Source organism: Streptomyces sp. NPDC043876, assembly GCF_056435825.1.
On sequence record NZ_JBWKDV010000007.1, the window covers coordinates 217,367 to 235,568 of the forward strand.

17 protein-coding genes, 1 tRNA gene and 1 pseudogene are annotated in these 18,202 nt (G+C 71.0%); 8 read left to right on the forward strand and 11 right to left on the reverse strand.

Going from position 1 to position 18,202, the window contains the following annotated elements; genetic code table 11:
• Positions 1-23: 23 nt before the first annotated feature.
• Both AC0693_RS22810 and AC0693_RS22815 read right to left on the reverse strand, forming a co-directional pair.
• Entirely contained in the window at positions 24-1,703 is a 1,680-nt protein-coding gene (locus AC0693_RS22810) for a sensor histidine kinase (protein WP_478802834.1), read from the reverse strand.
• 148 nt (positions 1,704-1,851) lie between these two features.
• Positions 1,852-1,934: transfer RNA gene (locus AC0693_RS22815), tRNA-Leu, on the reverse strand.
• 291 nt (positions 1,935-2,225) lie between these two features.
• Here AC0693_RS22815 and AC0693_RS22820 point away from each other — a divergent pair.
• From AC0693_RS22820 to pknB, 6 genes are all read left to right on the forward strand, one after another.
• Entirely contained in the window at positions 2,226-3,074 is an 849-nt protein-coding gene (locus tag AC0693_RS22820) for an FhaA domain-containing protein (protein ID WP_468467061.1), read from the forward strand.
• Positions 3,075-3,084: 10 nt separating this feature from the next.
• Positions 3,085-3,591: an FHA domain-containing protein FhaB/FipA gene (locus tag AC0693_RS22825; protein WP_356403083.1), complete on the forward strand. Its 507-nt coding sequence runs from the start codon at positions 3,085-3,087 to the stop codon at positions 3,589-3,591.
• A 144-nt stretch (positions 3,592-3,735) separates the two neighbouring features.
• The gene (locus AC0693_RS22830) at positions 3,736-5,226 is read left to right on the forward strand and encodes a Stp1/IreP family PP2C-type Ser/Thr phosphatase (protein ID WP_469315987.1); all 1,491 of its coding nucleotides are present in this window, start codon (positions 3,736-3,738) and stop codon (positions 5,224-5,226) included.
• A gap of 31 nt (positions 5,227-5,257) precedes the next feature.
• Positions 5,258-6,682, forward strand: coding sequence for an FtsW/RodA/SpoVE family cell cycle protein (locus AC0693_RS22835; RefSeq protein WP_356403089.1), 1,425 nt, complete (start codon positions 5,258-5,260; stop codon positions 6,680-6,682).
• Positions 6,679-8,139 (forward strand): peptidoglycan D,D-transpeptidase FtsI family protein, encoded by a 1,461-nt coding sequence (locus tag AC0693_RS22840; protein ID WP_469331077.1) that lies wholly within the window; start codon positions 6,679-6,681, stop codon positions 8,137-8,139. Before AC0693_RS22835 ends, AC0693_RS22840 begins: the two co-directional genes overlap by 4 nt.
• A 236-nt stretch (positions 8,140-8,375) precedes the next feature.
• Positions 8,376-10,394 (forward strand): Stk1 family PASTA domain-containing Ser/Thr kinase, encoded by a 2,019-nt coding sequence (gene pknB, locus AC0693_RS22845; protein ID WP_478802712.1) that lies wholly within the window; start codon positions 8,376-8,378, stop codon positions 10,392-10,394.
• 148 nt (positions 10,395-10,542) lie between these two features.
• On the opposite strand, the gene AC0693_RS22850 is transcribed toward pknB, so the two are convergent.
• The 6 genes and pseudogenes from AC0693_RS22850 to AC0693_RS22875 all read right to left on the reverse strand — a co-directional run bounded on the left by AC0693_RS22850 (position 10,543) and on the right by AC0693_RS22875 (position 14,636).
• Entirely contained in the window at positions 10,543-11,271 is a 729-nt protein-coding gene (locus AC0693_RS22850; RefSeq protein WP_478802713.1) for a class E sortase, read from the reverse strand.
• A gap of 80 nt (positions 11,272-11,351) precedes the next feature.
• Positions 11,352-12,239, reverse strand: a pseudogene (locus AC0693_RS22855) (class E sortase); the annotation flags it as partial.
• On the reverse strand, positions 12,227-12,865 hold the full coding sequence (locus tag AC0693_RS22860) for an aminodeoxychorismate/anthranilate synthase component II (protein WP_356403101.1): 639 nt from the start codon (positions 12,863-12,865) through the stop codon (positions 12,227-12,229). The pseudogene AC0693_RS22855 and the gene AC0693_RS22860, both read right to left, overlap by 13 nt.
• The gene (locus tag AC0693_RS22865) at positions 12,862-13,038 is read right to left on the reverse strand and encodes a hypothetical protein (protein WP_356403104.1); all 177 of its coding nucleotides are present in this window, start codon (positions 13,036-13,038) and stop codon (positions 12,862-12,864) included. Before AC0693_RS22865 ends, AC0693_RS22860 begins: the two co-directional genes overlap by 4 nt.
• Before the next feature lie 79 nt (positions 13,039-13,117).
• The gene (locus AC0693_RS22870) at positions 13,118-13,819 is read right to left on the reverse strand and encodes a class E sortase (RefSeq protein WP_478802835.1); all 702 of its coding nucleotides are present in this window, start codon (positions 13,817-13,819) and stop codon (positions 13,118-13,120) included.
• Positions 13,820-13,856: 37 nt separating this feature from the next.
• Complete coding sequence (locus AC0693_RS22875) at positions 13,857-14,636, reverse strand: DUF881 domain-containing protein (protein WP_356403106.1); 780 nt, start codon at positions 14,634-14,636, stop codon at positions 13,857-13,859.
• A gap of 91 nt (positions 14,637-14,727) precedes the next feature.
• Here AC0693_RS22875 and crgA point away from each other — a divergent pair, with 91 nt between their 5' ends.
• Positions 14,728-14,982, forward strand: a complete 255-nt coding sequence (crgA, locus tag AC0693_RS22880) for a cell division protein CrgA (protein ID WP_214931340.1) — start codon at positions 14,728-14,730, stop codon at positions 14,980-14,982.
• 200 nt (positions 14,983-15,182) lie between these two features.
• Here crgA and AC0693_RS22885 read toward each other — a convergent pair whose 3' ends face one another.
• Entirely contained in the window at positions 15,183-16,079 is an 897-nt protein-coding gene (locus tag AC0693_RS22885; RefSeq protein WP_478802714.1) for a rhomboid family intramembrane serine protease, read from the reverse strand.
• 42 nt (positions 16,080-16,121) lie between these two features.
• Complete coding sequence (locus AC0693_RS22890) at positions 16,122-16,649, reverse strand: peptidylprolyl isomerase (RefSeq protein WP_356403111.1); 528 nt, start codon at positions 16,647-16,649, stop codon at positions 16,122-16,124.
• Positions 16,650-16,839: 190 nt separating this feature from the next.
• On the opposite strand from AC0693_RS22890, the gene AC0693_RS22895 reads away from it, so the two are divergent.
• Positions 16,840-17,532 carry a DUF5324 family protein gene (locus tag AC0693_RS22895; RefSeq protein WP_468467050.1) on the forward strand — a complete coding sequence of 231 codons (693 nt, stop codon included), beginning with the start codon at positions 16,840-16,842 and terminating at the stop codon, positions 17,530-17,532.
• A 78-nt stretch (positions 17,533-17,610) separates the two neighbouring features.
• Here AC0693_RS22895 and AC0693_RS22900 read toward each other — a convergent pair whose 3' ends face one another.
• Positions 17,611-18,147 (reverse strand): LysM peptidoglycan-binding domain-containing protein, encoded by a 537-nt coding sequence (locus tag AC0693_RS22900; protein ID WP_478802715.1) that lies wholly within the window; start codon positions 18,145-18,147, stop codon positions 17,611-17,613.
• Positions 18,148-18,202 lie beyond the last annotated feature (55 nt).

Genomic DNA, 18,202 nt, shown 5'->3' on the forward strand with positions numbered 1-18,202 from the left:
CCGCCGCCACTGCCTGACCGCCGCTACTGCCCGACCTCGTACGCCTGCTTCTCCACGAGCCTGCCGTCCTTGAAGCAGAACCGGAAAACGCTGTCGGTGGTCAGGTCCGAGTTCCCGGCGGCCAAGAGTGCCATGCAGTGCGACCCCTCGGGCGCCGCCGGGCCCTTGTTCTCCAGTCCCTCTGTCAGCACGCTCCCCCCGCTCGGCAGCCGTCCCCGGACCGCGTCCTCCGGCTCCCCCACCCGCGCCGCGTCGAAGTCGGCCCGGCTGATCGTCACGTCGCTCGCGGAGCCCACCAGCATCGCCACGGCGGCGCCGAGCACGATGACCAGCACCACCAGCGCCGCGACCGCGATCCCGCAGCCCAGTGCGACGCCCCCGGTGCGGCTGCGACCCGGCGTCAGCTCCCGGTCGACCGCGGCCCAGTCCACCGGCACCGGAGCGCCCTTCGCCAGCGGCGCCCGCAGCTGCTGCCCGAAGTCGTCGGCCACCTCCTCCGCGCCCGTCTCCCGCGCACCCGCCGGTTCCGTGCCGTACGGCAGCACCCCGGCCACCCGGAAACCGCCGTCCGCCGTGGCCGCGGTGTGCACCATCCCGCCCACGAGCCGGGCCCGCTCCCGCAGCCCCGTCAGCCCCTGGCCGCCCGAGACCACCTCACCGGCGCCGGGGCCGGTCGCCGGGCCGTTGGCGATCTCCACCACCAGGGAGTCGTCCTCGTACCGCAGTTCCACCGTGATCGCCGCACCCGGCGCGTGCTTGTAGGCGTTGGTGAGCGACTCCTGCGTGATCCGGTACGCCGCGTGGTCGCAGGCCGCGACCAGCGGCCGCGGCCGCCCCGAGGTGGTCAACTGGACGTCGGTCCCCGCACCGCGCGCCGCCTCCACGATCCCGGCGATCCCGGCCACCCCGCGCGCCGCGGGCCCCGCCGACTCCTCCACGGCCGCCGGCGCCTCGACCCCGTCGCGCAGGATGCCGACGACCTCGCGCAGCTCGTGCATGGCCGCGACCGAGGCCTGCCGCAGCACCCCGACCGCCTCGCGCTGCCGCTCGGTCAGCACCGGGTCGACCTCCAGCGCTCCCGTGTGCACCGAGATCAGGGCCAGTTGGTGCCCCAGGCTGTCGTGCATGTCCTGGGCGATCCGCTGCCGCTCGCGCAGCCGCGCCTGTCCGGCGACCATCGCCCGCTCGCGCATGAGCTGGGCGTTGCGCTCCTGGAGGGCGCGCAGCAGCGTCCGGCGCTGGGACCAGTAGCGGCTGGCGAGCGCGGGCATGACGGTCATCGCGAGGAACATCAGGGTGCCGAAGACGATCACCAGCACGATCCGGCCCTGGGACCAGTCCTTGAGCACGCTGAACCCGACGGAGGCGACGAGGGCCACCGTGAAGGCGCCGAAGGCCCGCACGACCCCGGACACCCGGCGCCCCGCCGACCAGCCCAGCAGGATCGTCACGAGGAAGGCCCCGGGCAGGTACGCGCCGAGCGCCGAGCCCACCACCAGCGTCAGCACCGGCAGTCGGCGCCGCAGCAGGGTGAGGACCAGCACGGCCACGGCGCCGCTCACCATCCGCGAGGAGGAGCCGTTGTCCAGTTCCTCCACGCCCAGGCCGAGCAACACCAGCACGGCCACGAGCACCAGATCGACCGCCAGCGTCCGCACGGTCCACGGTTCGGGACCCCTCAGCCAGTCCAGGCCCGCTCGCATCCTCGCCGTCACATCCACGCACCGACCCTAGACAGCGACCGCGCCGCCGGGCCGCTCTCTTTCGTCGCGCCCCGCACCGACGAAAGTCGCCCGGCGGCCGCGCACGAAAAAGCCCCGCAGATCAAATGATCTGCGGGGCTTCTCACAGTGGGCGAGGGGGGATTTGAACCCCCACGTCCCGAAGGACACTGGCACCTGAAGCCAGCGCGTCTGCCGTTCCGCCACTCGCCCGAGCAGCTCCCCAGCGGTTCTTCCCTTGCGGGCCGTTCCCCTGGCGACATCGGAACATTAGCACGTCGGACGGGGTGGATTCACATCGCTTTCCCCGACCGCCGGGCACGCTCCCGCCAGGCACTCCCGGACAGCGCTCCGGGTGCGGGACACTGTTCTCCGGGCGCCCCTACGATCCCTTGTGAGGACCAACACTCCTCGCTGCGGACCCGGAGGGGAACCAGCCGAATCCGCCACGCGTGGATACGATCAGTAAGCAGTACAGGGCGACAACGACGGAGGAGGTGCCCCATGGGAGTCCTGAAGCGGTTCGAGCAGCGACTCGAAGGTCTGGTGAACGGCACCTTCGCCAAGGTCTTCAAGTCCGAGGTCCAGCCGGTCGAGATCGCGGGCGCGCTCCAGCGCGAGTGCGACAACAACGCGACCATCTGGAACCGCGAGCGGACCGTCGTCCCCAACGACTTCATCGTGGAACTGAGCGCGGGCGACTACGACCGGCTGAGTCCCTACTCCGGACAGCTCGGCGACGAGTTGGCCGGCCTGGTCCGGGACTACGCCAAGCAGCAGCGCTACAGCTTCATGGGACCGATCAAGGTCCACCTGGAGAAGGCGGACGACCTCGACACCGGTCTGTACCGGGTCCGCAGTCGCACCCTCGCCTCCAGCACCTCCCAGCCGCAGGCCGACGCGGGTCAGGCGCAGGGCTCCGGCCCCGCGCACGGCCCGGGTCCGGGCCAGGGGCAGGGCCGCCCCGGCGGTTACGGGTATCCGCCCGTGGCCGCCCCGCCCATGCCCCACAACCCCCCGGGCGAGCCCCCGCGGCGCCCGGGCCCCGGTCCGCTGCCGGGTTCCGGCGGCGCCACCCGCTGCTGGATCGAGATCAACGGCACCCGCCACCAGATCTCGCGCGCCACGCTCGTACTCGGCCGAAGCACCGAAGCCGACGTGCGGATCGACGACCCCGGCGTCTCGCGCCGGCACTGTGAGATCCGGACCGGAACGCCTCCCTCGATCCAGGATCTCGGGTCCACCAACGGCATCGTGGTGGACGGGCAGCACACCACCCGCGCTACGCTCCGCGACGGCTCGCGGATCGTCGTGGGCAACACGACCATCATTTACAGGCAAGCCGAAGGGTGAAGCGGGGGCAATGTCAGAGCTGACCCTCACGGTCATGCGGTTGGGTTTCCTGGCCGTTCTGTGGCTGTTCGTCATCGTGGCCGTCCAGGTCATCCGCAGCGATCTCTTCGGAACGCGGGTGACGCAGCGCGGCTCCCGCCGCGGCGGCGACAACCGCGCGCCGCAGCAGCAGTCGGGCGGCGGCCGTCAGGCCGCGCCACCGCAGCAGCGCCAGCGCCGCGGTGCCCCGACCAAGCTCGTCGTCTCCGAAGGAACCCTCACCGGTACGACGGTCGCCCTCCAGGGCCAGACCATCACGCTGGGCCGGGCGCACGACTCCACCATCGTGCTGGACGACGACTACGCCTCCAGCCGCCATGCCAGGATCTACCCCGACCGTGACGGCCAGTGGATCGTCGAGGATCTCGGGTCCACCAACGGCACGTATCTCGACCGGACCCGGCTGACCACCCCGACGCCCATTCCTCCGGGCGCCCCGATCCGCATCGGCAAGACCGTCATCGAGCTGCGGAAGTAGTACGAGAATGAGCGAGCGGAGCGAGCGAGCCGCGGCGGTCCGTCCCCCTGGGGCGACGGACCCGCGCGCGCTCCCGACCGGAGGGTGGGCAGTGTGGCTCGAGACCGGTTGTACCCGGAGGCATCGTCGACTGGGCAGGTGCGCATGAGTCTGTCCCTGCGGTTCGCCGCCGGATCGCACAAGGGCATGATCCGCGAGGGCAACGAGGACTCCGGCTATGCCGGTCCCCGCCTGCTCGCGATCGCCGACGGCATGGGCGGCCAGGCGGCCGGCGAGGTCGCGAGTTCCGAGGTGATCTCCACCCTGGTCCAGCTCGACGACGACGTCCCGGGCTCCGACATCCTGACCTCGCTGGCCACGGCCGTGCAGCGGGCCAACGACCAGTTGCGCGTCATGGTCGAGGAGGACCCCCAGCTGGAGGGCATGGGCACCACGCTCACCGCCCTGCTGTGGACCGGTCAGCGGCTCGGGCTCGTCCACGTCGGCGACTCCCGCGCCTACTTGCTGCGCGACGGCCTGCTGACCCAGATCACCCAGGACCACACCTGGGTGCAACGGCTGGTCGACGAGGGCCGGATCACCGAAGAGGAAGCCACGACCCACCCCCAGCGCTCGCTCCTGATGAGAGCTCTGGGCAGCGGCGAGCACGTGGAACCCGACCTCTCGATCCGCGAGGTCAGGACCGGCGACCGCTACCTCATCTGCTCCGACGGCCTGTCCGGCGTGGTCTCCCACCAGACCCTGGAAGAGACCCTCGCCGACTACCACGGGCCGCACGAGACCGTGCAGGCGCTGATCCAGCTCGCCCTGCGCGGCGGCGGACCGGACAACATCACCTGCATCGTCGCGGACGTCCTCGACACCGACAGCGGCGACACCCTCGCCGCCCAGCTCAACGACACCCCGGTGGTCGTGGGCGCGGTCGCCGAGAACCAGCACCAGCTCTTCGACGGCGGCAACGCCATGCAGACCCCCGCGGGCCGCGCCTCCGGGCTCGGCCGCCGGGCCACCCCGCCGCCCGGCGCCTTCGGGCCCCCCGGCAGCGGTGAGGCCCCCGGCTACGGCGCCGCGCCCGACGCGGGCTACGGCGGCAACGGAGCGGGCGGCGGCGCGTACGGGAGCTTCGGCGAAGCCGACGGCTACGACGGCGACTCCTCCGCCTACGACGACACCTACGACCACCCGCGCAGGCGCCGCAGCAAAGGGCGCAAGTGGACGACCCGGACGCTGATGCTGCTGATCGCCGTGGGGCTGATCGGCGGCGGGCTCTACGCCGCCCACCGCTGGACGCAGACGCAGTACTACGTCGGCGTCAAGGACGAGCACGTGGCGCTCTACCGGGGCATCAGCCAGAACCTCGCCTGGATCAAGCTCTCCTCGGTCGAGACGGACCAGCCGGACATCGAGCTGAAGTACCTGCCGCCCTTCCAGCGCAAGCTCGTCGAGGGCACCATCAGCGAAGGCAGCCTCGACAGCGCCCGCAAGAAGATCGACGAACTCGCCGTGCAGGCCTCGGCCTGCAAGAAGGACGAAGCGCGCCGCACCGCCGAGGGGCAGCCCAACCAGACCCCGGCGCCCGGCACCGGCCTGACTCCCGAGGAGCAGAAGCTGGTCGGACAGTGCGGGAAGCAGTAGACAGACGCGGGCGCAGGGGGCCTGCCACACCATGAGCGTTGTCACCAACACGACCACCATCGGCGCCATCGAGCTGCCGAGCCGGCGCAACACCGAGCTGTTCCTGCTCGGGTTCGCCGTGGTCATCCCGATCTTCGCCTACGCCAACGTGGGCCTCGCGGTGCACGGCAAACTGCCTCCCGGCATGTTCGCGTACGGGCTCGGGCTCGGCCTCCTGGCCGGCCTGGCCCACCTCGTCGTGCGCCGGTACGCCAAGTACGCCGACCCGCTGCTGCTTCCGCTGGGGACCCTGCTCAACGGGCTGGGCCTGGTGTTCATCTGGCGCCTGGACCAGTCCGAGCGGCTCCAGAGCCTGGCCAAGCGGCAGTTCGGCGGGTTCTCCCCCTCCGCGCCGAACCAGATGTTCTACACGGCCGTCGGCCTCGCCCTGTTCGCGGGCGTGCTGCTGCTGCTCAAGGACCACCGCACGCTCCAGCGGTTCACGTACATCTCCATGGCGGTCTCGCTCGTCCTGCTGATCCTGCCCGTGATCCCGGGCCTCGGCGCGGACGTCTACGGCGCCAAGATCTGGATCAGCCTGGCCGGGTTCTCCATCCAGCCGGGTGAGTTCGCGAAGATCATCATCGCGGTGTTCTTCGCCGGGTACCTGATGGTCAAGCGCGACGCCCTGGCCCTGGCCAGCCGCCGCTTCATGGGGCTCTACCTGCCGCGCGGCCGCGACCTCGGCCCCATCCTGATGATCTGGGGCGTGAGCCTGCTCGTCCTCGTCTTCGAGAACGACCTCGGCACCTCGCTCCTCTTCTTCGGCATGTTCGTGATCATGCTGTACGTCGCCACCGAGCGCACCAGCTGGATCGTCATCGGCCTGCTCATGAGCGTCGCGGGCGCCGTCGTGGTCGGCACCACCGCCAGCCACGTCAAGGTCCGCGTCACCGCCTGGCTCGACCCCTTCGCCTGCTACGCCACCTCCGGCGCCTGCGAGCAGGTCGGCCAGTCGCTGATGAGCTTCGGCTCCGGCGGGGTCCTCGGCACCGGCCTCGGCCAGGGCCACTCCGACCTGATCCTCTTCGCCGCGAACTCCGACTTCATCTTCTCCACCGTCGGCGAGGAACTCGGGCTCGCGGGCGTCATGGCCTTCCTGCTGCTCTACGGCCTGATCATCGAGCGCGGCGTCCGCACGGCGCTCGCCGCGCGCGACCCCTTCGGCAAGCTCTTCGCGATCGGCCTCTCGGGCGCCTTCGCCATCCAGGTCTTCGTCGTCGCGGGTGGCGTCATGGGCCTCATCCCGCTCACCGGCATGACCATGCCCTTCCTCGCCTCCGGCGGTTCCTCCGTCCTCGCGAACTGGGCCCTCATCGGGATCCTCATCCGGATCAGCGACACCGCACGCCGTCCCGCCCCGGCACCGGCTCCGTCCCCCGACTCCGAGATGACCCAGGTGGTCCGACCCTCATGAACAAGCCCCTGCGCCGCATCTCGATCTTCTGCGGGCTGCTCGTCCTCGCCCTGCTGCTGCGGACCAACTGGCTCCAGTACGTCAAGGCCGAGGACCTCAGCACCCGCAAGGAGAACCGCCGGGTCCAGATCGCCCAGTACGCCTCGGAGCGCGGCAACATCATCGTCGGCGGCCAGCCCATCACCGGCTCGGTCGTCACGAACGGCAGCGACTACAAGTTCAAGCGCACCTACCTGGACGGCCCCATGTGGGCGCCGGTCACCGGGTACGCCTCGCAGGCCTTCGGCTCCACGCAGCTCGAATCGCTGGAAGACGGCATCCTCACCGGCAACGACGACCGGCTGTTCTTCGACCGCACCATCGGCATGTTCACCGGCGAGAAGAAGCAGGGCGGCAACGTCGTCACCACGCTGAACGCCGCCGCCCAGAAGGCCGCCTTCACCTCGCTCGGCAACAAGAAGGGCGCGGTCGCCGCCATCGACCCGCGCACCGGCGCGATCCTGGCGCTGGCCAGCACCCCCTCGTACGACCCCTCCACCTTCGCCGGCAACTCCAAGGCCGACGAGAAGGCCTGGGTCGCCCTCAAGGACAGCGAGGACAAGAACCTGGTCAACCGCGCCCTGCGCGAGACCTACCCGCCCGGCTCCACCTTCAAGGTCGTCACCGCCGCCGCCGCGCTGGAGCACGGTGTGGTCAGCAACATCGACGCCCCCACGGACACCCCCGAGCCGTACATCCTGCCGGGCACCAAGACCCAGCTGCCCAACCACGCGAGCGGCTGCGAGAAGGCCACCCTGAAGTTCGCGCTGGAAGTCTCCTGCAACTCCGTCTTCGCCAACGTCGGCGACAAGGTGGGGCGCGACAAAATGCTGGAGACCGCCCAGAAGTTCGGCTTCAACAACGACAAGATCGACGTCCCGGTCCGCGCGTTCGCGAGCGTCTACGACAAGACCATGGGCCGCGACGGCAACGCGCAGAGCGCCATCGGCCAGTTCAACACCGCCGCCACGCCGCTCCAGATGGCCATGGTCGCCGCCGCCGTCGCCAACGACGGCAAGCTGATGAAGCCCTACATGGTCGACAAGGTGACCGCCCCCAACCTGGACGTCCTGGAGAAGCACGAGCCGGAGGAGATGAGCCGCCCGCTCTCCCCCGCGAACGCGCAGAAGGTCCAGCAGATGATGGTCGACGTCGTCGAGAACGGCACCGGTACCGGCGCCAAGATCAACGGCGTCACCGTCGGCGGCAAGACCGGCACCGCGCAGCACGGCGAGAAGAACGCCAAGCGCCCCTACGCCTGGTTCATCTCCTACGCCAAGACCGACAAGGGCTCGCCCGTCGCCGTCGCCGTGGTGATCGAGGACTCCCAGGCCGACCGCGAGGACATCACCGGTGGCGGCCTCGCCGCGCCCGTCGCCCTCGCCGTCATGAACGCCGTGATCAAGAGCCAGGGCTGAGCCGCGGATGGCCCCGATACGACCGGCCCGCACCCCGGGCCCGCGCGGCTCCCGCGGGGGCCCGCGAGTGATCCGGATCACGGTCCCCGCGCACGTGGGAGCACACGGTACCGGTCCGGTATCGGCCTGTGGTCACGGGCCGATCAGCGACACGCGGCCGGTAGCCTTTGCGCGAACAGCGCACCGCCGGCCCTGCCACGGGCACGGTCGGGACTGACGGAGAGGGCTGGAACGTTATGGAAGAGCCGCGTCGCCTCGGCGGTCGGTACGAGCTGAGCCACGTGCTCGGCCGCGGTGGCATGGCCGAGGTCTACCTCGCCCACGACACCCGGCTCGGCCGTACCGTCGCCGTCAAGACACTGCGCGCCGACCTCGCCCGCGACCCGTCCTTCCAGGCTCGGTTCCGGCGCGAGGCCCAGTCGGCCGCCTCGCTCAACCATCCCGCCATCGTCGCCGTGTACGACACCGGCGAGGACTACGTCGACAACATCTCCATCCCGTACATCGTGATGGAGTACGTCGACGGCTCCACCCTGCGCGAACTCCTGCACTCCGGGCGCAAGCTGCTGCCCGAGCGCACCCTGGAAATGACCATCGGCATCCTCCAGGCCCTGGAGTACTCGCACCGCGCCCAGATCGTCCACCGCGACATCAAGCCCGCGAACGTCATGCTGACGCGCACCGGGCAGGTCAAGGTGATGGACTTCGGCATCGCCCGCGCCATGGGCGACTCCGGCATGACCATGACGCAGACCGCCGCCGTCATCGGCACCGCCCAGTACCTCTCCCCGGAGCAGGCCAAGGGCGAGCAGGTCGACGCGCGCTCCGACCTCTACTCCGCGGGCTGCCTGCTGTACGAACTGCTCACGGTGCGGCCCCCGTTCATCGGCGACTCCCCGGTCGCCGTCGCGTACCAGCACGTGCGCGAGGAACCGCAGCCCCCGAGCAACTTCGACCCCGAGATCACGCCCGAGATGGACGCCATCGTCCTCAAGGCGCTGGTCAAGGACCCCGACTACCGCTACCAGTCCGCCGACGAGATGCGCGCCGACATCGAGGCCTGCCTCGACGGCCAGCCCGTCGCCGCGGCCGCCAACATGAGCGCGGGCTACGGCGCCTACGGCTACCCGGACCAGCACCACCACGGCTACGACCAGCCGACCACCGCCCTGCGCGCCGCCGACGCCGGCCAGACCTCGATGATGCCGCCGATGCCGCCCGGCGACGGCGGTTACGGGTACGGCGACCAGGGCCACGGCGGCTACGACCAGAATCCGCGCCGCCGCCAGAGCCAGAAGAAGAGCCGGGCCTCGACCATCCTGCTCGTGGCGGCCGGGGTCCTCGTCCTGGTCGGCGCGATCCTGATCGGGCGCTCCCTGTTCGACGGCAAGGCCGACAACCGGCCGACCGTGCCCAAGCTGGTCGGCGACAGCTTCGACCGCGCGAGCAGCCGCGCGGCGAACGTCGGGCTGAAGATTGAGAAGACGGCCGAGGAGGCGTGCGAGGACCAGCCCAAGGGCAACGTCTGCACGCAGGACCCGGCGGCCGACCTCAAGGTCGACAAGAACTCGGTCATCAAGGTGAAGGTGTCCACGGGCCCGCCGAAGGTCGACGTCCTCGACGTCGTACGGATGACGTTCGACCAGGCCGAGGCGAAGCTCAAGGCCAAGGGCTTCCAGGTCGAGCGCAAGAACCAGGAGGACGACAGCACCCCGGGCATTGTCCTGGCCCAGAACCTGAAGGCCGGCAGCTCCGTCGAAAGGGGCACGGTCATCACCCTGACCGTGGCCAAGGAGCCGTCGAAGTCGGTCGTGCCCGATCTGACCGGCAAGACCAGGGAGCAGGCGGTCAAGCTCCTGAACGACGCCAAGCTCAAGCTCGGCAGCACCACCGAGGCCGACTCGACCGCTCCGCCGAAGACGATCATCGGGCAGGCGCTGGACGCCGGTTCGTCCGTCGAGCCGGGGACCGCGGTCAACGTCACCATCGCCAAGGCCGCCCAGTCGACCACCGTGCCCTTCCTGGCCGGCCGGACGCTGGCCCAGGCGCGGCAGGAGCTGACGGCCCGCGGGCTGACCCTCGGCTCGGTTCTCTCCGGTCCCTCGGACGACACCGCGACGATCCTGAGCACCGACCCGGGCTTCGGTCAGCCGGTGGCCGCCGGTTCCGCGGTGAACGTCAACACGATGCCGGGACAGCAGGGCGGCAACAACCAGGGCACCGGGCTCCTCGGCGGGATCGGCAACCACCGCTGATCCGCGGCGACTCCGGGCGCGCACACGCCCCGTACACGGCATGACACGGGAAGCTCTGGCCCTAGGGCCAGAGCTTCCCGTGCGTGCGGGAGAGGGCCGCCCAGGGGCCGTCCCGGGCCACCCGCCACGGGGGCCGCGGTCGGTGGGGTCAGCGGAGCTCGGGCGGCGGGGTGCGCTTCGCGTCCACCGCGTCCGTACGGACCAGCTCGCCCCACACCACGTACCGGAACTTCGATGTGTAGACCGGCGTGCAGGTCGTGAGCGTGATGTAGCGGCCGGGCGCGGTCTTCCCCGACTCCTTGGGGACCGGGTTGATCACGTCGGTGTTGTACTTCGACGTCTGGCGCAGCTCGGCGAAGACCCTGTAGACGTACCAGCTGTCGCGGGTCTCGAAGACGACGGCGTCGCCCGTCTTCACCTTGTCGATGTTGTGGAACTTGGCCCCGTGCCCGTCGCGGTGCGCGGCCAGCGCGAAGTTGCCCCGCGCGTCCCACGGCAGCGCGGACTTCACCGGATCCGTGTAGTACCCGGCCACGCCGTCGTTGATGACCTCGGCCGACGTGCCGCGCTTGACCAGCACCTCGCCGTTCCTCATCGCCGGCACGTGCAGGAAGCCGATGCCGTCGCGGGTGTCGAGGGCGCCGGCCTGCGGGGTCGCCGAGGGCGGGCCCGCCTGCCACTGGCGGCGGACCGTGTCACCGCGCCGCGCGGCGTCCCGGTCGGCCAGGACGTTCGTCCACCACAGCGAGTACGCCACGAACAGGGCGAGCACCAGGCCCAGGGTGATCAGCAGTTCGCCCAGCAGGCTGAGGAAGCCGGCGAGCCGGCTCGGGCGGCCGGCTCCGGCGCGGGGATCGGCGCGGTGGGCACGTGACACTGCGGGTTCGTCCTCTGCGGTGGTGCGGGCGGTTCGGGAGCCGGGAGCCGGCGGACGGCGGGATCTGCGGACGGCGGCCGCTACCGCTGCGCGAGCGCGGCGGGAGCGCCCTTGGCGCGGGGGCGTTCGTCCACCATCTTCCCCCAGACGATCAACCGGTACGTGCTGGTGAATTCGGGGGTGCAGGTCGTCAGCGTGATGTACCGCCCGGGAGCCGTGAAGCCCGATCCCTCGGGCACCGGCTTGATCACGGAGACGTTCGTCGGCGGTGTCTGCGCCAGCGCCGAGGTCACCTCGTACGTGTAGTACGCGTCCCGGGTCTCCACCACGACCTTGTCCCCGGCTTCGAGGCGGTTGATGTAACGGAAGGGCTCGCCATGGGTGTTGCGGTGGCCCGCCAGTGCGAAGTTGCCCTGCTTGTCGGACGGCATCCCCGACTGCGGCGACCCCTCGCCGCCGTAGTGCCCGACCATGCCCCGGTCCAGCACCTTCGGCTTGCTGATCCCCTCGGCCACCGGGACCTTCAGGTCCAGCTTGGGGACGTACAGGATCGCGAAGCCCTGACCGGGGGAGAAGGCCGGGGCCGGCGGCGCCGCCCCGTCGGTGTCCCAGTCACTGCGCAGGGAGCCCGCGGCGCCGTTCGCCTGCCGTTCGGCCAGGACGTTGGTGTACCAGAGCTGGTAGGTGACGAAGAGCAGCATCACCAGGCCGAGCGTGATGAACAGTTCCCCGGCGAGCCTGCTCGCGACCACCGCCGGTCCGCCGCCGGGCCGCCGCCGGGCCCGTCGGCGCGTACCGCTGCGGCCCGTCGCGACGCCGTCCGGGGCGCCACCGCCCGGGCCGCCCGCCGTCTTGCGGCGTCTGCCGCCGCGCCGGGAGGCGCGTTTGGCGGCTTCCTGAGCGGCCCTGCGCCGCGCGGCCCTGCCCCCGGGGGGCGCGGACGGCGCGAGGGAGGTCACGCGACGGCCTTGCCCACCACCGGGGCCAGCCCCACCGAGCGGGCCACGGCGCCCGCGTCACCGCAGCGCACCAGCCAGTTGGCGAGCATCTTGTGGCCCCACTCGGTCAGCACCGACTCGGGGTGGAACTGCACGCCCTCGACGTCGTGCTCGCGGTGGCGCAGCCCCATGATGATCCCGTCCTCGGTCCGCGCCGTGACCTCCAGCTCGGCCGGGAGCGTCAGCGGCTCGGCGGCGAGGGAGTGGTAGCGGGTCGCGGTGAAGGGCGACGGCAGTCCCGCGAAAACGCCCTGGCCCTCGTGGACGACCGGGGAGGTCTTGCCGTGCAGCAGCTCGGGGGCGCGGCCGACGACCCCGCCGTACGCCACCGCCATCGACTGCATGCCGAGGCACACGCCGAAGACCGGTACGCCGGTGCCCGCGCAGTGGCGGACCATCTCGACGCAGACCCCGGCCTCCTCGGGCGTGCCGGGTCCCGGGGAGAGCAGGACGCCGTCGAAACCGTCCTGGGCGTGGCCGAGGGCGACCTCGTCGTTGCGCACGACCTCGCACTCGGCGCCGAGCTGGTAGAGGTACTGGACCAGGTTGAAGACAAAGCTGTCGTAGTTGTCCACGACCAGAATGCGCGCGTTCACCCGGTGGCTCCCGATCCCTCGTCGACGGTCACATCGTTGAACGGAAGGAGCGGCTCGGCCCACGGGAAGACGTACTGGAAGAGCACGAACACCACCGCCAGGATCAGCACGAGGGAGATCAGCGCGCGTACCCACGCGTTGCCCGGCAGATTGCGCCAGATCCAGCCGTACATGCCGTCCGCGTCCCTTTCCCTCCGCGTACCGCGGGGGCGGTACCGCACCAGCCTAAAGCCACGGGGCGTCCCCGGTGGGTCAGCCGGGCAATCCCTGCGGCGGGCCCTGCGCGGCCGTCCTGGCGCCGGTGAGTTCCGCCCAGACGATCAGCCGGTGGCTGTGGCCCCATTCCGGATCACAGGTGGTCAGGGTGAGGTACCGGCCCGGCAAGGTGAAGGGGGACTTGCGGGGTACGGGATCGACCACCGCGACGTCGGTGGGCAGGGTCCGCAGCGGCTCGTTCCGGATGGTGTAGGTGTACCAGGCGGACGCGTCCTTGACGATCACCAGGTCGCCGGGGCGCAGGGCGGGGAAATCCTTGAAGGGGTCGCCGTACGTGCGCCGGTGCCCGGCGACCGAGAAGTTGCCCCCGGCGCCCGGGAGCGCGGTGTCCGCGTAGTGGCCGAGGCCCTTCTTCAGGACGTCGGTCCCGGTGCCCTCCAGCACCGGTTTGCGCCAGTCCGCTCCGAAGCGCGGGACGTACATCTCGGCGAAGGCCCGGCCCGCCTCGGGGGCCGGAGCGGGGGCCGGGGTCGGCGGGGCGGCAGGGGGCGTGGCGGTGGCGCCGGGCCCGGCCGCCGCCGCGGGGGCCGCCGCCGACCAGCGGTCGTGCAGCCGGGCGCTCTCGCCGTCCATGGCCCGGTCGGCCTTGACCCCGGTCCACAGCAGGACGTAGCCGACGAAGAGCACGATCACCGTGCCGGCGGTCAGGCACACCTCGCTGAACGTCCGCACCAGCAGCCGCAGTACGGCCTGGGCGGACGGCCGTCGTCCCGGCTCAGGACGCGGACGCGGACTCCACGGGCTTCGCATAGTGGAGGTCCACTGTGCCGGAGTAGCCCGGAAGTGTCAGCGCCTTCTGCTCCTCGACTTTCCAGCCCAGCCCGTAGGCGTTGACGTACAGCTGGTAGTTCTGGATGGCCGGAGAGGCGGCGAGCGCCTTGCGCAACGCGCCCGGGTCGCCGATCGCCGTGACCTTGTAGGGCGGCGAGTACACCCGGCCCTGCAGGATCAGGGTGTTGCCCACGCAGCGCACCGCACTGGTGGAGATCAGGCGCTGGTCCATGACCTCGATGCCGCGGGCGCCGCCCTGCCACAGGGCGTTGACCACGGCCTGGAGGTCCTGCTGGTGGATCACCAGGTCGTTGGGCTGCGGCTCGGGGACGTTGGGGATGCGGGCGGTGGCGTTCGGCGGGGCGTCGTTGAGGGTCACCGACACGGCCCTGCCGGAGAGCTCCTCGGTGCCGGCGGCGGCGCGCAGGGCCGCCAGTTTGGCGTCCTCCGCCTTGGTGCTGCCGTCGTCGCGGTCGGCCAGCGCATCGACCTCGCGGCGCACCTCGGCCGTGGAGGCGTCGAGTTCGGCGTTGTTCTGGCTGCGTTCGTGGATGAGGTCCGAGAGCTTCAGGAGCGAGCCGTCCGTGCGGATGTTCGTACCCTTGGACGTGTTGAAACTGGTGACGAAGATCAGCCCGGCCAGGGCGAACACGGCGGCCGTCAGCAGCCGCACCGGTGCGACCCGGCGACGGGGACCCGCGGAGGAGTCGTCGGAATTGCTCAACGTACCCTTCTCCTTCAACGCCACAGACCCACTACGCTAACGGACGCCCGGGGGAGGCAAGGTCCCCAGCGCATCGACAGGAGAGACCCTCGTGCCGAAGTCACGTATCCGCAAGAAGGACGATTACACCCCGCCGCCGGCGAAGCAGGCGCAGACGATCAGGCTGACCAACCGCAGCTGGGTAGCCCCGGTGATGCTGGCGTTCTTCCTGATCGGTCTCGCCTGGATCGTCGTCTTTTATGTGACCGACACCCAGCTGCCGATCGAATCCCTCGGCAATTGGAACATCGTGGTCGGTTTCGGCTTCATCGCGGCAGGCTTCGGCGTCTCGACGCAGTGGAAGTGACCGCACGGTGACGCGACCGCTTCCAGGCGGTAGCACAGCAGTAACCAGGGCCTGAAGCAAGCTCTCCCCATGAGTTATCCACAGCGTCATCCACACCTGAGGAAAAAGGCAGAAGATCTGTGGATAACTCTGTGGAGAGTTGACGCCGGTGTGACTTTTCCGAGGTGGCGGACGGGTGGTCGAGGGCCCGTAAAAGGGCCTCAGACCAGCTCTGATGTCCGCAGGAGCACGACGGCGACCGCCAGCAGGAACACGGCCGCGCAGGTCCCCCACTGGACCAGCGCCCGCCGCTTCCCGGCCGAGGCCGCGGGCGCCAGCATGCCCAGACCGACCAGCGCGCCGGTCACCAGCCCGCCGATGTGGGCCTGCCAGGAGATCTCCCCGGTCCCTCCGATCGGGACGAAGGTCAGCAGCAGCATCAGCAGGACCATCACGGCGATCGGGCGCATGCTGTACCGCATCCGCCGCATCAGCACGACGGTGGCGCCCAGCAGCCCGAAGATCGCCCCGGACGCGCCCAGGGTCGGCATGTTCGGCGGGGTCAGCAGGTAGACCAGCGCGCTGCCGCCCAGCCCGGACAGCAGGTACACGGCGAGGTAGCGGGCCCGGCCGAGGGCCGCCTCCAGCGGGGCCCCGAGGAACCACAGGGCCGTCATGTTGCCGATGATGTGCCACCACTGCTCGTGCAGGAAGACCGAGGTCAGCAGCCGGTAGTACTGGCCGGTGGACACGCCTTCCAGCGGGCCGCCCAGATAGTCGACGTACCGGCCGATCAGCTCCAGCGGGGCCAGCACCGCGGGGGCGACGAGGGCCGCGAGGAACACCGCGACGTTGATCCCCACCAGGATCCGGGTCACCAGCGCGGTGTCCGCGGCCACGGCGCCGCCCGCGAGGGTGCGCGGGGTGTTCGGCGACGCGGAGTGGCCCGTACCGGAGCCGCCGCGGACGCATTCGGGGCACTGGAACCCCACCGAGGCGCTGATCATGCAGTCGGTGCAGATCGGGCGCTCGCAGCGGGCGCACCTGATCCCGGTCTCCTGGCCGGGGTGCCGGTAGCAGCCCGGGGCCCGTCCGGTGCCGGTGCGGTCGCTGTCCATCGGTTCCCTCCGTCGAACGCGGTCCCGTGCGTCGGGTGCGGGTCAGCGCTCCTCGATCACCACGGCCTTGATGATCACGTCCTCCACGGGACGGTCGGTGCGCGGGTTGGTCGCCCCGGAGGCGATGGCGCTGACGACGGCCTGGCTGGCCTTGTCGGTGATCTCGCCGAAGATCGTGTGCTTGCGGGTCAGCCAGGCGGTGGGTGCGACGGTGATGAAGAACTGGGAGCCGTTCGTGCCCGGCCCGGAGTTGGCCATGGCCAGCAGGAACGGCTTGGTGAAGGCCAGGTCGGGGTGGAACTCGTCGGCGAACTGGTACCCGGGACCCCCGGTGCCGTTCCCCAGCGGGTCACCGCCCTGGATCATGAAACCGCTGATCACCCGGTGGAAGACGGTGCCGTCGTAGAACGGTTCGGTGGTCTTCTGGCCGTCGGAGGGGCGGGTCCACTCGCGCTCGCCCTTGGCCAGTTCCACGAAGTTCCGGACGGTTTTCGGGGCATGGTTCGCCAGCAGCTCGATCTCGATGTCGCCCTGGTTCGTCTTGAGGGTGGCGAAAAGCTTCGCGGCCACGAATCTGCCTTCCATCGTCATCACTACTGGTCGGCCGAATCTTCCCACGGAGTGCCGCACGAGGAGGAAATAGGCCACTCGGATGCCCTGTCACCATGCCGCGGTGCGGCATCACAGGCATGATCCGGGAAAGGGTGGAAAGGTGAACCGTGTCCGCCGAACCGTGTCCGCCACCAAGGAGGAGGATCCCGTGACCCGCAAGGACAGCGTGCACGCCGCGGCCGAGAGCGCGAGGGACAGCATGCGGCACGCAGCCGAGGTGGTGGCGCCGTACGCGGGAACCGCCAAGGACGCCGCCGCCCACTACGCCCACGAGGCGAACGTACGCCTGTCACCGAAGGTTGCGTACGCCGCCGGTGAAGCGGCCCGCCAGGCCCGGACGGCCTACGACAGCCATCTGCATCCCCGCGTGCTGTCGGCGCGCGCCCACGTTCCGCCGAACGTCGACCGGGCGGCGACCCGCGCCGTGGTCCAGACCCGCAAGGCCGCGCGGCAGGCGGCCGATTACACGGCGCCGAAGCTGGAGAGCGCGCTCGCGGCGGCGCAGCCGGTGGCCGAGGAGGCCGCTTCGCGGTCGACCGCCGCACTGGCCGCGCTGCGCGGGCAGGTGTCGGCCCAGGACGTGCAGAAGCTGGTCCGGCGCAACGAGCGCCGGGCGCGGCGCGGCCGCCTGTTCAAGGGCGTCGCGCTGGTCGGCCTGCTCGCCGGCGGGGCCTACGCCGCGTGGAAGTGGTGGGACCAGCAGTCGAACCCGGACTGGCTGGTGGAGCCGCCCGCCGCGACCGAGGTGTCGGCGCGCGACGGCGAGGCGGCGGCGACCTTCGAGGAGGAGCTGGCGGCGAAGGAGCAGTCGGCGGCCGACGAGGAGCAGCAGCAGCCGTAAGGGCGCGTGCGAGAACGGCGACGGGGCCCGGATCCGTAAGTGGATCCGGGCCCCGTCGTCATGTCACGCCGTCCGCGCTCAGTTGGGCAGGGTGAGCAGCATGCCCGGGCGGATCAGGTCGGGGTTGGAGCCGACGACGCCCTTGTTCATGGCGTACAGCTCGCGCCAGCGGGCCTCGTTGCCCAGCTCGCGGCGGGCGATGGCGGAGAGGGAGTCCCCGGTCCGGACCGTGTAGGTGCGCTTCTTGGCCACGGGCCCGGGCTTGGCCGCCGCCCCGGCGGGCCGGTGGGGCGCGTCCGGCGCGGGCTTGGGTGCGGCCGCAGCGGGCTTCGGTGCGGCCGGCGCCGGGCTCGGTGCGGCCGTGCCCGGCTGCGGTGCGGGCGGCGCGGGCTTGGGCGGGGTGGCCGTCGGGGCGGCGGCGCGGGCCCGGTCCGCCATCCGGTCCGCGGCCTCCCTGGTCGCCGCGGCCGACGCGTCGCCGTACGTGGCGGTGCCCGCCGGGGCGCTCGGCGCGGCTGCCCGGGCGGCGGCCTGCTGTTCGACCTGCTCCTTCACCTTCTCCGCGGCGTCGTGCGCCCTCTGTTTGTCGGACTTGAGGAAGTCGAAGATTCCCATGGTGTGAACGCCTCCGGCGTGGTGGGCCCCCCTGGCTCGATGCCCTCCCCACTCT

Coding starts and splice junctions, on each gene's coding strand:
- AC0693_RS22820 (WP_468467061.1), top strand. CDS start 2,226: ATGGGAGTCCTGAAGCGGTTCGAGCAGCGACTCGAAGGTCTGGTGAAC.
- AC0693_RS22830 (WP_469315987.1), top strand. CDS start 3,736: ATGAGTCTGTCCCTGCGGTTCGCCGCCGGATCGCACAAGGGCATGATC.
- AC0693_RS22900 (WP_478802715.1), bottom strand. CDS start 18,147: ATGGGAATCTTCGACTTCCTCAAGTCCGACAAACAGAGGGCGCACGAC.
- AC0693_RS22825 (WP_356403083.1), top strand. CDS start 3,085: ATGTCAGAGCTGACCCTCACGGTCATGCGGTTGGGTTTCCTGGCCGTT.
- AC0693_RS22810 (WP_478802834.1), bottom strand. CDS start 1,703: ATGCGAGCGGGCCTGGACTGGCTGAGGGGTCCCGAACCGTGGACCGTG.
- AC0693_RS22835 (WP_356403089.1), top strand. CDS start 5,258: ATGAGCGTTGTCACCAACACGACCACCATCGGCGCCATCGAGCTGCCG.
- pknB (WP_478802712.1), top strand. CDS start 8,376: ATGGAAGAGCCGCGTCGCCTCGGCGGTCGGTACGAGCTGAGCCACGTG.
- AC0693_RS22865 (WP_356403104.1), bottom strand. CDS start 13,038: ATGTACGGCTGGATCTGGCGCAATCTGCCGGGCAACGCGTGGGTACGC.
- AC0693_RS22885 (WP_478802714.1), bottom strand. CDS start 16,079: ATGGACAGCGACCGCACCGGCACCGGACGGGCCCCGGGCTGCTACCGG.
- AC0693_RS22840 (WP_469331077.1), top strand. CDS start 6,679: ATGAACAAGCCCCTGCGCCGCATCTCGATCTTCTGCGGGCTGCTCGTC.